Genomic DNA, 13,352 nt, shown 5'->3' on the forward strand with positions numbered 1-13,352 from the left:
GGCATTCATCGGCGCACCAAAGCATCCCTTGCGGTCGATCCACAAGGGAGTGCTGGGCCTTGCCCGCCTAGAGGAGCGGGTCGATGATCGCCGACATGATGTCAATCGACATATTCCCCGGATACCGCTTGCCATTGACGAAGAACGTTGGCGTGGACTGCACGCCAAACTCGTTTCCGGCCTTGGTTCTTACAGCATTCACATCGTCCAGAAGTTTCTGGTTCGTCAAGCAAGCTTCAAAGGACTCCTGTGTAAAACCTGCCAAACGGGCAATTTGCAGCAGTGCTTCGCGGCCATCGGGCGCTGTCGCCCAGGTCCGTTGCTGCTTGAACAGCACGTCGACCATCGGGAAAAACTGGTTTTCAGGGGCGCAGCGGGCCAGCATGATGGCGGCTGCGGCGCGCGGATCGAACGGAAACTCGCGCAGCACGAACCGTACCTTGCCGGTGTCGACGTATTTCTCGACCAGCGGCTTGAAATTGTCTTCATGGAACGAAGCGCAATGCGGGCAGGTCATCGACATGTATTCGACGATGGTGACGGGAGCGTTTTCATCGCCCATCGTCATTTCCTTGAGCGGGCCCGGTTCCATCAGCTTGGCCATGTCGACTTCGCCATCGGGCTTGGGGGCTTCGACCGCCGATGTGGAAGCGGTGGTTTCCGCCGACACGCCTGCCGCGGCGGTCTCGGTTGACACGGCTGCGGACGAAGTGTCGCTGGCCTGCGGTGTCTGCTCCGACGAGTCCGAGCAAGCCGTAAGGGTCAGTGCGAGCAGCGACACACTCGCGGCAGCGGTCAGTCGGGAGGTCAAACGGAACATGCAAGTCACCCATTCTGTGGAAATTGTGGCCATCAACGCCCGCAAGACAGATACGCAAATGCCGCGCGAACGCCCGGCGCCAGCTCACAAGTGCCGGACGCCAGTCCTGCTCCAAGTCCTATAACGTCAAATGTGACCAAACAAGTGCAAGATGATCACGCAGGCGTGATCAGCAGCCGAAGCGGCGAGATCGGCCGTGCTACCGCTGCCTTGGCGAGCGGCCGATGACACCGGTGCCCAGCCGCTCGAGCGCTTCGCGCAGGCGAGGGTCTTCGACGCCGGCCAGCATCGAGGCAAGGCGGCTTTTTTCCCGCGCGTCCAGCGGCCGCGCCTTTGGCTTGCGGGCCGGGATATTGACTGCCTTCTGAACGATGCGGATCTGGGAGATCGCGCGGAAGCCAAAGAAGCTGTTGACCCGCGAAATCAGCTCCGCCTCCTGATGCATGAGAAACAGCGCCCGCGCGCCTTCGCAGGCGACGGTCAACAGGCCCGGCGCGAAACCGCCGCCGGTTTCATCCGGTCCGTCCTGGCGCGGCCAGCGGATGCGCTCGGGCCGGGAACAGCCGGCAAACTGTTCTCCGGCAATCTCGTCCCAGGAGCCAAGCAGCAGCGTGTTGATGCCGGCGCGCTTGGCCAGGATCGGATCGATCAGGCCGTTGGCGATTTCGGCGATCTGGACGCTGCCCTTGCGGGTGAACGGTTTAGCCAAGACTCTGCCTCTGCTCGCTTGCCAGCCGGCGCAGTGCCGGGCAGGCTTTACTCTGACGAACGGGATAGCGCGAAAAAGCGCCTATTGAAAGCACGGCGCTTTGCCTGACGGAAGACCGTACCGATCAGAACCAGCTTCGGCCGAGCAGTCGCGGTGCGATATCGCGATCAAACGGCGATCATGCGGCCTAATCTTGTCCAACTGATGGAACCTTTTCGGCTGCGGACAGTTTTCCAGACACAACACTTCTATCCCGGCTTCAATCCGGCGCGACCATACCGCGACCATACTTGGAGAAATTGACATGGGTTTTGAATATAGCGGCATACTGGGCATCATCATTTTGATCCTCGATATCTGGGCGATCCTGCAGATCGTCAAGGGCGGCGGTTCCACCGCCACCAAGCTGGTCTGGATCCTGGTCATCCTGCTCCTGCCGGTGATCGGCCTGCTGATCTGGCTGCTGGCCGGACGCAACAGGCTGTAACAGCCCCATGCACACAACATTCGACCGGCACCGCTCAATCGGGGCCGGTCGAATGTCGTTGGTCCGCGCTTGCGCATAGGGGAGACGGACACCGGATGAAACACTCCGGGAAAACGGACAACGCCTGGGACGGCGGGAAAACCATTCCTGTGGATTGCGCACGAGTGATATGCACGACATGATCCGGGCTTGTGTAAGCCATTCGGCGCGCTATCTCACGTTCCCGCCCCCACACCGTTCCATGAGTTCAATGTCATCCACAAAGCTGCCCAAGACCGCGCCCGGGATCGCCACCCCGCTGCTTGCCTGGTATGACCGGCATGCCCGTGCCCTGCCCTGGCGGATCAGCCCGGATGAGCGCGCGCAGGGCGTCGTGACCGATCCCTACCTTGTGTGGCTTTCGGAAATCATGCTGCAGCAAACCACCGTTCAGGCGGTCAAACCCTATTTTGCCGCCTTCGTGACGCGTTGGCCGACCGTTGCGGATCTGGCGGCGGCGGAAACGGAAGACGTGATGAAGGCCTGGGCCGGGCTCGGATACTATTCCCGCGCCCGCAATCTCAAACGCTGCGCCGACGTGGTGGCCCAGGACCATGGCGGCCGGTTTCCCGACACCGAGGAAGGCCTGCTGAGCCTGCCCGGCGTCGGCCCTTACACGGCAGCAGCGATCGCGGCGATTGCATTCGACCGGCCCGCCGCAGTTGTCGACGGCAATATCGAGCGGGTGTTCACACGGCTGTTCGAGATCGAAACACCCCTGCCCTCGGCCAAGGGGGAAATACGTGATCTTGTCGGGGAAGCCACGCCCGCCGGCCGGCCCGGCGACTTCGCCCAGGCGCTGATGGATCTTGGCGCCACGATCTGCACACCCCGGCGGCCGGCCTGCGCGCTGTGTCCGCTCAGCGCGGACTGCCAGGCAAGAAAGTCCGGACGGCAGGAGCAGTTCCCGGTCAAGCTTCCGAAGAAGACCAAACCGGTGCGCCTCGGCGCCGCCTTCGTGGCCGAACGCGGCGATGGCGCGGTGCTGCTGGTCAAACGACCGGACAAGGGGCTGCTCGGCGGCATGACCGGGGTGCCGACCACCAACTGGACGGTGCGCGCCGACGGCGAGACCGGAGCGAAATCCGCCCCGTTCGAGGCCGGCTGGCGCAGCAAGGGCGTCATTTCACATGTGTTTACACATTTTGAATTGCGGCTTGAGGTTTTTCATGCGGTTGTCACCGCCATCCCCGACCATGAGGGCTGGTGGAGTGACAGCGATTCGCTGCCCGGCGAAGCGTTGCCCACCGTGATGAAAAAGGCGCTTGGCGCCGCCTACCCCGCATTGTTCAGAAAAGGCAAGTCATGAGCGAGACAAACCAATCGGTGGGGCGGCCAGTCAGCCACATCGTGTTCGATATCGGCAAGGTGCTGATCCATTACGACCCGAACATTCCGTTCAGCCGGCTGATCCCGGACGAGGCAGAGCGCAATGCTTTCTTCACCAATGTCTGCACCCACGAATGGAACCTGGAACAGGACCGCGGCCGCAGCTGGGCCGAGGCCGAGGCGCTGCTGATCGACCAATTTCCGGGCCAAGCCGACCTGATCCGCGCCTTCCGGCTGCACTGGCACGAGATGGTCAGCCATGCCTATGACGACAGCGTCGACATCATGCTCGACCTGATCCAGCAGGGCCGCGACGTGACGATGCTGACCAATTTCGCCGCCGACACGTTCAAGGAAGCCCAGGAACGGTTTCCGTTTCTCAAGGTTCCGCGCGGCGTCACCGTTTCAGGCGAGATCGGCATGATCAAGCCGGACCGGGAGATCTACGACACCCATGTGGCGAGTTTCGACCTCGATCCGGCCGGATGCCTGTTCATCGACGACAGCGAGAAGAATGTCGAAGGCGCCATCGCGGCGGGCTGGCAGGCGGTGCATTTCACTGGCGCGGAGAAACTGCGCGGTGACCTCAGGGCGCTGAACGTGATCTGATCCCGGAGCGTGGCTCGGCGCGGGCTGTTTCAACCGCAGCCCGCAAAGAACGGACGCCCGGGATGTGCGACACATCCCGGGCGCTGCATGACCGGCGGGGACTGAAGGTACTTGACGCCCGCCGGATCTCGTTGCCGGAGCCTATCCGGCGCGCGCCATTTCCTCGCGGATCGCGGCGCGGAAATCATCGATCAGCTTGAGGCCGTCGGCGGTTTCGACGTGCCAGAAGGTCCAGCCGTTGCAGGCATCAAAACCCTGCACCAGCGCACCGACCTTGTGGATCGAACCGGCCTGGCCATTGGCGACCAGCGTACCATCGGCGCGGACGATCGCCTGGTGCCTGCGCTTGGCATCAAACAGCACATCACCGGGTTTGACATGGCCGGCCTCGATCAGCACGTTGAAGGCCACACGCGGCTCGGCGCGTTTTCCCGTCATGACGGTGAGTTCGTTCTTGCCCAGCGGCTCGACGGCGTCGATGCGGGCGCGGGCCGCGTCGATATAGTCCTGCTCGCGCTCGATGCCGACGAAATGACGTCCGAGACGACGGGCGACCGCGCCGGTGGTACCGGAGCCGAAGAACGGGTCAAGCACCACGTCGCCGGGCTTGGAGGAAGCCATCAGCACGCGCGCCAGCAGCGCCTCGGGCTTCTGGGTCGGATGCACCTTCTTGCCGTCCTCGCCCTTGAGCCGTTCGGCGCCGGTGCAGATCGGAAACAGCCAGTCAGAGCGCATCTGCACGTCGTCATTGGCCGCCTTCATGGCTTCGTAATTGAAGGTGTAGCTCTTGGCGTTCTGGTCGCGCGAGGCCCAGATCATGGTCTCGTGCGCGTTCTGGAACCGGCGGCCGCGGAAATTCGGCATCGGGTTGGTCTTGCGCCAGACGACATCGTTCAAAAGCCAGAAGCCGAGATCCTGCAGCTGGGTGCCGACGCGGAAGATGTTGTGATAGGAGCCGATCACCCAGATGGTGCCGTTGGGTTTGAGCACCCGGCGGCAGGCGAGAAGCCAGGCGCGGGTAAAGGCGTCGTAGGCGGCGAAGCTCTCGAACTGGTCCCAGTGATCGTTGACAGCGTCGACCATCGACTGGTCCGGACGGGCGAGATCGCCGCCAAGCTGGAGGTTGTAGGGCGGGTCGGCGAAGATCACGTCGACGGAGTTTGCGGGGAGCGCCTCGAGCGCTGCAACACAATCACCCTTGATGATGGTGTCGAGCCAGGACTGACGCGTGGCATTGACGGCGGAAATTCCGGAAAGCGAGACAGGTCGGGCCATTTGATACTCACAGTACACTTACGCAACAACTGAGCCTTATGGTTACCGAACAGGGTAAACATCTGGTGAATGGCGGGAGCGCGGTTCCGGTCCGGTCCGGTCCCTCCTGCAAAAACAGCACTTTCGATGGTCTGCCCCCGCGCGTGACCAAGCTTGTTTGCGCGCCTGACCGGCTGTTCGCCCGCTCTCGCAGGCGTCCAGCGGGGCAAAGCCGCCGGCACGACACCGTCGCGCTCCAGGGGCATCCTTCACTTGCCTGTCATCCTGGCATGCTGTAGGTGCGGTGGCACTTTTCCCCCTCCCCGCCTTTCCCAAGGACAGGAACACTTCCATGGCCGGTTTCGACCTCATCATCTTTGATTGCGACGGCGTGCTGGTCGACAGCGAGATCATCGCGGCGCAGGTGGAATCCAAGCTTCTGACCGATGCGGGCTACCCGATCAGCGCCGAGGAACTGGCCGAACGCTTTGCCGGCCTGACCTGGAAGGACATCCTGTTCGAGGTCGAGCGGGAAGCCAGCATTCCGTTCTCGGCGACGCTGCTCGACGCCTCGGAATCGCTCCTCGACAAGAAGCTCGGCAAGGAAGTCCAGGCGATCGAGGGAGCAGCGCAGGCAATCGCGCGGATCGGTGGCAAGCGCTGCATCTGCTCGAACTCGTCATCCCACCGGCTCAAGGCGATGCTCGCGCGCACCGGGCTCGACCGGCTGTTCGGCGCGCATGTCTATTCGGCGAAGGATTTGGGCGAAGGCCGCACCAAGCCTGCGCCGGACGTGTTTCTTCACGGCGCTAAACAGTTCGATGCAAAGCCCGCCAATGTGCTGGTGATCGAGGATTCGGTGCATGGCATCCATGCGGCAATCGCCGCCGGCATGCGGGTCGTCGGGTTTACCGGCGGATCGCACAGCTACCCTGGTCATGCCGACAAGCTGACCGAAGCGGGCGCGGAAACCGTGATCAGCCGGATGGCCGATCTTCCCGCCACCGTGGAAGCGCTGGCGGGCTGGTCCGAACTGCTCTGAGTCGGTTTGCCGTTCATCGCGGCCGTAAGTGTCAGGGCGTGTTGTACGGTCCCGGATCGAAGCCGGCATAGAGCTTGACCGAGCGGGATGCGCTGACCGGGAAGGTCACGGCGGCATTGGTGTAGATGAACTGTTCAGCCGGGCCGCCCGCGGTGATGTTGACCGGCTGTTTCTGCAGTTCGGAATAGAGAACCGTCTCGCCATCGAGCGCAACCACGCGGAGCGGCAGACCGACCTCGCCGCTCTTGGCCTGCGGACCGCCGACGACGCGTCCGGTCACAACGACCGTGACAATCATCTGGTCGCCGCTGACCCGGCATTGCCGTGTCCTGTCGGTGATCGACGCCTGATGGATTACCTTGGCCGGATCACCGTCTCCGCCTTTGGCGTAGGTGGTATAGTAAGCGGTGCCTTCGCGCAGCAACACTGCCGGGCAGGCGCCCTGCACCACTTCTGCACCCAGGGTCGCATCGACCGCCGCCGGCTGGTCGGAACGGTTTGGACTGAGCACCGAACGGGGATCGGCGGAGGTGCAGCCGGCAATCAGCGCAGCGCTGATCAGGACCGGGGCGAAACGCAACAAACTTTGTGACACGATAATCCTACCTTCATACACCCAATGCGAAAGACCAGCTGTCAAACAACTGTGTGGCCTTTGCATGACGACCGCCCATGGTCTATATCAGCCGCGCGGCGTAAAATCGACCGGCGTTATCTCATCTTGCGCGATCCGCGTCCACCACCGGAGAACATGTCTGTGGACTATATTTCGACACGGGGCGAAGCGCCCGCACTCAAGTTCAGCGATGCGCTTCTGGCGGGACTGGCCCGCGACGGCGGCCTTTACGTGCCGCGGGAATGGCCCGGCTTTTCGCGCAAGGACATCCGGGCGATGCGCGGACAGAGCTATCAGGAAATCGCCTTCCGCGTGATCGAGCCGTTCACCGCCGGCGAGATCGAGCCCGCGGACCTCCGCGCGATGATTGACGAGGCCTATGCCACCTTCCGTCATCCGGCGGTCGCGCCGCTGGTGCAGAGCGGCCCGAACGCCTTCTTGCTGGAGTTGTTCCACGGACCGACGCTCGCCTTCAAGGACGTGGCGATGCAGCTGATCGCGCGGCTGATGGACCATGTGCTGGCCAAGCGCGGCGAGCGGGCGACGATCGTCGGCGCCACTTCGGGCGATACCGGGGGCGCGGCGATCGAGGCCTTTGCCGGGCGCGACCGCACCGACATCTTCATCCTGTTTCCCGAAGGCCGGGTATCGCCGGTGCAGCAGCGGCAGATGACCACCTCGAAGGCATCCAACGTTCATGCGCTGGCGCTGAAGGGCAATTTCGACGATTGCCAGGACATGGTCAAAGCCATGTTCAATCACGTTTCCTTCCGCGAACAGGTGCGCCTGTCGGGCGTCAATTCGATCAACTGGGCGCGGATCATGGCCCAGATCGTCTACTATTTCACCGCAGCCGTTTCACTGGGCGCCCCCGACCGGAAGGTGTCTTTCACGGTCCCGACCGGAAATTTCGGCGACATATTTGCTGGATATTGCGCCAAGCGCATGGGCTTGCCCATCGCCAAGCTGGTGATCGCCACCAATGAAAACGACATCCTGGCGCGGACCATGCGCACCGGGCGCTACGAGATGCGCGGCGTCAACCCGACGACATCGCCATCGATGGACATCCAGATCTCGTCGAATTTCGAGCGTCTGCTGTTTGACGCCAACGACCGCGATCCGGAAGCCGTGCGCCGGGCGATGTCCGGGCTCAAGCAGTCCGGCGCTTTCGACATCGCCGAGCCCGCCCTCAAGGCCATCCGCAGGGAATTCCGTGCCGGCCGGGCCAGCGAGCGCCAGGTCAAGGCGATGATCCGCGACGTCCAGGCCGAAACCGGCTATGTGCTCGATCCGCACACGGCCGTCGGCGTGTGCGTTGCGGCACGGATGGAAAAGCCATCGGCGCCGATGATCACGCTCGCAACCGCGCATCCGGCCAAGTTCCCGGATGCCGTAAAAAAAGCCTGTGGTATTGACCCCGCGCTCCCGTCGTGGCTCTCTGACCTTATGCAACGGGAGGAACGGTTCAGCGTAGTGCCCAATGACCAGGACGAGGTGGAAAGCCATATCCTGTCGCTTACACGGGCCACGCGATGAGCCGGGGAAAGTGACAGTATGAAAGTCAAGACGACACGCCTGAGCAACGGCGTCACGGTGGTTACCGAGACGATGCCCCATCTCGAGAGCGTGGCTCTCGGCGTCTGGGTGAAGTCAGGGTCCCGCGACGAAACCGCACAGGAGCACGGGATTGCGCACCTGCTCGAGCATATGGCGTTCAAGGGAACCCACAAGCGCACGGCGCGGCAGATCGCCGAAGAGATCGAGAATGTCGGCGGCGAGGTCAATGCCGCGACCTCGACGGAGACCACCTCCTACTACGCCCGGGTGCTCAAGGACCACGTGGCGCTGGCGGTCGACATCCTGCACGATATCCTGACCAATTCGGTGTTCGACGAGGATGAGCTGACCCGCGAAAAGCACGTCATCCTGCAGGAAATCGGCGCGGCCAACGACACGCCGGACGACGTTGTCTACGACAAGTTCACGGAAGCCGCCTTCCGCGACCAGACCATCGGCCGTCCGATTCTCGGCACGCCTGAAACGGTCAAGGCGTTCACCGCGGACCAGATTCGCGCCTACCTGGCGCGCCATTATACCGGCGACCGCATCGTCGTCGTGGCCGCCGGCGCGGTGGAACACGACACATTCGTCAAGCTCATCGACGACAGTTTCGGACAGAGCATCAAGCCCACCGGCACGTTGTTGCGCACCATACCGACTGCCAGCTACACCGGCGGCGACTACCGCGAAAGCCGCGACCTGATGGACGCGCAGGTACTGATCGGGTTCGAGGGCCGCGCCTACCAGGTGCGCGATTTCTACTGCTCGCAGCTGCTGGCCAACATCCTTGGCGGCGGCATGTCATCGAGGCTGTTTCAGGAAGTCCGCGAGAAGCGAGGCCTGTGCTATTCGGTCTACGCGTTCCACTGGGGCTTTTCGGATTCGGGCCTGTTCGGCGTTCATGCGGCAACCGGCGAGGAGGATCTGGCAGAGCTTGTCCCGGTCATCCTGTCGGAACTCGCAAAAACCACGGATGGCGTCGAGGAGCAGGAGATCAACCGGTCGCGAGCACAAGTGCGCTCCGGCCTCCTGATGGCGCAGGAAAGCCCGGCCGCGCGCGCCAGCCAGATCGCCCGCCAGATGCTGCTGTTCGGCAGACCGGTGAGCAACGAGGAACTGATGGAGCGGCTGGCCAATCTGACGCCACAGAGACTGTCCGATCTCGCCGGAAAACTGTTCTTCGATACCCCGATCACGGTGTCGGCAATCGGCCCGGTGGACAAGCTGCTCTCGGTGTCGGAAATGGCTCAAGCACTTGGTCGGCATGGCGGGCGAACTGCCGCAGCCGAATAAGCCTAAGGATTGTCCCTGCCATGGCGCCTCCGGTGTTTCGTTTCCGCAGCCGGAGTCAGGAAGAGCTCCGGATCGAAGGGAACAAGACCTTTCTGCGCATTCCGGTCATCGGCGATTTCGCCGAGTGGAGTCGGTTGCGTGCCGCAAGCCGGGCCTTTCTGGAGCCCTGGGAGCCGCGCTGGGCCGACGACGACCTGACCCGGACGGCCTTCCGCTACCGCATCCGCCGTTACGACACCGACCGCGAAGCCGGCGTGGCGCTGCCGCTTTTCGTCTGCCAGAAGGCCAATGGCCGGATTGTCGGGGGAGTGACGCTCGGATCGATCCGGCGCGGCGTGGCGGAAAGCTGCTCGCTCGGCTACTGGATGGGAGAACAGCACGCAGGCAAGGGACTGATGGGCGACGCGTTAAAAGCCCTCCTTCCCCATGTCTTTGACAGGATGCAGTTGCACCGGATAGAGGCGGCCTGTATTCCGGACAATGAAAGGAGCCGGCGCCTCCTTGAAAAGGTCGGGTTTCGGCGTGAGGGATACTTGAACGGCTACCTCAAAATCAACGGCGCCTGGCGCGACCACCTGCTTTACGCGCTGATAGCCGAGGATTGGCAGTCGACACGCGCGAAAGGATCCGGTTCCGGCGAATGAAATACATGCCCCGCTTCACTCCGATCAGGCGTCTTGGCGCCATGGCAGGCACTTGCCTTCGGTTGGCACTGAGCCTCCTCGCCGTCTGTATGGTGCTGGGCTTCGCCCCGGCAGCGCAGGCGATCGAGCCGGTGAAGATCAGCCGCGACGACACCGCGCTCGACCTGACGGCAACGACGGAGATCTACAAGGGACGTGGCGAGGCCTTCCAGGTGTCGACGGCAGCGGGCGCGGACGGCATCGTCCGACGGATCGAGGTCCGTTCCAGCTCGCCCGAGCATTCCGGCGACTGGGCGGTTTTTGCGCTCGCCAACGTTACAGACGAACAGATCGACCGGCTGATCGTGGCGCCGCATTTCCGGCTGGTGGGATCCGACCTGTTGTGGCCTGATCTGGGCTCGACCCGGATTCTCTCCATCACGCCCAGCGAAGGCTTTGCACTCGACCAGGTCGAAAGCAGCGAGGACGATGTCTTCCGCATCACCCTCAACCCGGGAACCGTGATCACCTTTGTTGCCGAGCTCGCCGCACCCGACCTGCCGCAGATCTATCTGTGGGAGCCCGAGGCCTACAAGGATACTGTCAACGCCTACACGCTCTATCGCGGCATCGTGCTGGGCATTGCCGGTCTTCTGGCCGTCTTCCTGACCATCCTGTTCGTGGTCAAGGGCACGTCGATGCTACCGGCAACCGCGGCACTTGCCTGGGCGGTGCTGGCCTATGTCTCGGTCGACTTCGGCTTCCTCTCCAAGCTCATCAGCGTGACGCCCGGCGACGAGCGGATATGGCGGGCGGGAACCGAAGTGCTGCTGGCGACCGGGCTGGTGGTCTTCCTGTTCACCTATCTCAATCTCAACCGCTGGCACACAAACCTGTCCTATGTGACGGTGGCCTGGATCCTCGGACTGGGCGGGCTGTTCGCGGTGGCGATCTACGATCCGCCGGTGGCGTCGGGCATTGCCCGCATCTCTTTTGCGGCGACCGCGGTCGCCGGCGTGGCGCTGATCGCCTATCTTGGCTTCAATCGCTACGACAGGGCGGTGATGCTGATCCCGACCTGGGCCTTGATATTATGCTGGCTGTTCGGCGCCTGGGTGACGGTGACGGGACAGCTTGCCAATGACATCGTCCAGCCGGCGCTCGGCGGCGGCCTGGTGCTGATCGTGCTGCTGATGGGCTTTACGGTGATGCAGCACGCCTTTGCCGGCGGCGCCTACCATCAGGGCCTGTTCTCGGACATGGAACGGCAGGCCATGGCCTTGGCGGGCTCCGGCGACACGGTCTGGGACTGGGACGTGGTGCGTGACCGGGTGGTCACCTCGCCGGATCTTTCGCCGCAGCTGGGACTGCCGCCCGGTGCACTCGCTGGACCCGCCCGCACCTGGCTGCCGCGCATCCACGCCGACGACCGCGACCGGTTCCGCACGACGCTCGACGTGCTGCTTGAGCATCGCAAGGGCCGGCTCAATCACCAGTTCCGGATGCGCGCCGAGGATGGGCATTACCACTGGATGGCGCTCAGGGCCCGTCCGGTGCTTGGCTCCAACAGCGAAGTGATCCGCTGTGTCGGCACCATCATCGACGTTACCGAGCAGAAGACCTCGGAAGACCGGCTCTTGCACAATGCCGTGCACGACAATCTGACCGGGCTGCCGAACCGGCAATTGTTCCTCGACCGCCTGCAGACCGTGATCAGCCTGGCCGAGACCAACCCGAATGTGCGGCCAAGCGTGTTCATGATCGATCTCGACCGTTTCAAGCAGGTCAATGACAGGCTCGGCATGTCGGTCGGCGACACCATCCTGCTGGCGCTGACCCGGCGCCTGAAACGGCTGCTGAAGCCGCAGGACACGCTGGCGCGGATTTCCGGCGACCAGTTCGGGCTGGTGCTGGTGTCCGAGCAGGAGGCGGTCAAGGTGGCAGCCCTGGCAGAGGCGATTTCCAAGGCGATTTCCGCCCCGATCGATTTCGCCGGTCAGGAAATCCGGCTGACGGCGTCGATCGGCTTGGTCACCTGGGTGGAGAACAACGCCGTTCCCGACGACCTGATGAAGGACGCGGAGCTTGCGATGTACCAGGCCAAGCGGTTCGGTGGCAACCGGATCGAACCGTTCCGCCCGGCGTTCCGGACGGTGGGGTCGGACCGGCAGCGTCTGGAAAGCGACCTCAGGCGGGCGCTGGAACGCAACGAGCTGACGCTGGTCTACCAACCGATCGTCGAGTTGAAGGATGCGGAGATCGCCGGTTTCGAGGCCCTGCTTCGCTGGGAAGACCCGAAACGCGGAACGGTGCCGCCCTCGGAGTTCATCCCGGTGGCGGAAACCTCCGACCTGATCCTCGAACTCGGCATGTATTCGCTCAAGCGCGCGGCCGAGGATCTGGCGCTGTGGCAGTCGGCGATCGGCGACATCCCGGTGTTCATGTCGGTCAATCTGTCGAGCGCGCAGCTGCTCAAGAGCGACCTGTGCAACGACGTGATCAAGGTCATCTCCGCCACCCAGAACGACCCCAGGCATTTTCGCCTCGAGTTGACCGAGAGCCTGGTCATGCACAACCCGCAGCAGGCGTTGATGACGCTGTCGCGGCTTGCCGACGCCGGCATTGGGCTGACGCTCGATGATTTCGGAACCGGCCACTCATCGCTGTCGTACCTGACGCGGTTCCCGTTCAAGACCATCAAGATCGACAAGGCGCTGGTGGCTGACCAGTCCGAAAAGGGTGGGGTTCTGATCCGCTCCATCGTCAATCTCGCCAAGCAGCTGGAGATGAAGGTCGTCGCGGAGGGTGTGGCGTCTGAAACCGATGCGATGAAGCTCTCGGAAATCGGCTGCGATTATGGACAGAGCTTCCTGTTCGGCCCGCCGATCGGATCGGATTCGGTTCAGAAGCTCCTGAAGGAGCGTTTCCCGGTGGCCCGGCCAAACTGACTGCCGCTACCTGGCGCCCT

The 13,352-nt window shown here is 63.2% G+C and carries 12 protein-coding genes; 8 read left to right on the top strand and 4 right to left on the bottom strand.

Features of this window, described 5'->3' with window-relative positions; genetic code table 11:
* Positions 1-67: 67 nt before the first annotated feature.
* Both O4H62_RS05225 and O4H62_RS05230 read right to left on the bottom strand, forming a co-directional pair.
* Positions 68-820, bottom strand: coding sequence for a DsbA family protein (locus O4H62_RS05225; RefSeq protein ID WP_269386061.1), 753 nt, complete (start codon positions 818-820; stop codon positions 68-70).
* 199 nt (positions 821-1,019) lie between these two features.
* Positions 1,020-1,529 (bottom strand): DUF721 domain-containing protein, encoded by a 510-nt coding sequence (locus O4H62_RS05230; protein WP_269386062.1) that lies wholly within the window; start codon positions 1,527-1,529, stop codon positions 1,020-1,022.
* 304 nt (positions 1,530-1,833) lie between these two features.
* On the opposite strand from O4H62_RS05230, the gene O4H62_RS05235 reads away from it, so the two are divergent.
* The 3 genes from O4H62_RS05235 (at position 1,834) to O4H62_RS05245 (ending at position 3,993) form a co-directional block, all read left to right on the top strand.
* A complete protein-coding gene (locus O4H62_RS05235) occupies positions 1,834-2,016 on the top strand; it encodes a PLDc N-terminal domain-containing protein (protein WP_269386063.1) in 183 nt (60 codons plus the stop codon).
* A gap of 250 nt (positions 2,017-2,266) precedes the next feature.
* Positions 2,267-3,364 (top strand): A/G-specific adenine glycosylase, encoded by a 1,098-nt coding sequence (gene mutY / locus O4H62_RS05240; RefSeq protein ID WP_430538375.1) that lies wholly within the window; start codon positions 2,267-2,269, stop codon positions 3,362-3,364.
* On the top strand, positions 3,361-3,993 hold the full coding sequence (locus O4H62_RS05245; RefSeq protein ID WP_269386065.1) for an HAD family hydrolase: 633 nt from the start codon (positions 3,361-3,363) through the stop codon (positions 3,991-3,993). Before mutY ends, O4H62_RS05245 begins: the two co-directional genes overlap by 4 nt.
* Before the next feature lie 141 nt (positions 3,994-4,134).
* Here O4H62_RS05245 and O4H62_RS05250 read toward each other — a convergent pair whose 3' ends face one another.
* On the bottom strand, positions 4,135-5,268 hold the full coding sequence (locus tag O4H62_RS05250; protein WP_269386066.1) for a site-specific DNA-methyltransferase: 1,134 nt from the start codon (positions 5,266-5,268) through the stop codon (positions 4,135-4,137).
* A 331-nt stretch (positions 5,269-5,599) separates the two neighbouring features.
* Here O4H62_RS05250 and O4H62_RS05255 point away from each other — a divergent pair, with 331 nt between their 5' ends.
* Positions 5,600-6,289 carry an HAD family hydrolase gene (locus O4H62_RS05255; protein ID WP_269386067.1) on the top strand — a complete coding sequence of 230 codons (690 nt, stop codon included), beginning with the start codon at positions 5,600-5,602 and terminating at the stop codon, positions 6,287-6,289.
* Positions 6,290-6,320: 31 nt separating this feature from the next.
* Here the strand turns inward: O4H62_RS05255 and O4H62_RS05260 are convergent, their stop codons facing one another.
* Positions 6,321-6,884, bottom strand: a complete 564-nt coding sequence (locus O4H62_RS05260; RefSeq protein WP_269386068.1) for a hypothetical protein — start codon at positions 6,882-6,884, stop codon at positions 6,321-6,323.
* 156 nt (positions 6,885-7,040) lie between these two features.
* Here O4H62_RS05260 and thrC point away from each other — a divergent pair, with 156 nt between their 5' ends.
* From thrC to O4H62_RS05280, 4 genes are read left to right on the top strand one after another with little or no spacing between them, the layout of a single operon-like run.
* Complete coding sequence (gene thrC / locus O4H62_RS05265) at positions 7,041-8,444, top strand: threonine synthase (protein ID WP_269386069.1); 1,404 nt, start codon at positions 7,041-7,043, stop codon at positions 8,442-8,444.
* Positions 8,445-8,462: 18 nt separating this feature from the next.
* Positions 8,463-9,761, top strand: a complete 1,299-nt coding sequence (locus O4H62_RS05270) for a M16 family metallopeptidase (RefSeq protein WP_269386071.1) — start codon at positions 8,463-8,465, stop codon at positions 9,759-9,761.
* Positions 9,762-9,781: 20 nt separating this feature from the next.
* On the top strand, positions 9,782-10,405 hold the full coding sequence (locus O4H62_RS05275) for a GNAT family N-acetyltransferase (protein WP_269386072.1): 624 nt from the start codon (positions 9,782-9,784) through the stop codon (positions 10,403-10,405).
* A 41-nt stretch (positions 10,406-10,446) separates the two neighbouring features.
* A complete protein-coding gene (locus tag O4H62_RS05280; RefSeq protein WP_269386325.1) occupies positions 10,447-13,332 on the top strand; it encodes an EAL domain-containing protein in 2,886 nt (961 codons plus the stop codon).
* Positions 13,333-13,352: the final 20 nt, after the last annotated feature.

The sequence above is a fragment of the Parahoeflea alexandrii genome, assembly GCF_027214025.1.
GTDB lineage: Bacteria > Pseudomonadota > Alphaproteobacteria > Rhizobiales > Rhizobiaceae > Hoeflea > Hoeflea alexandrii_A.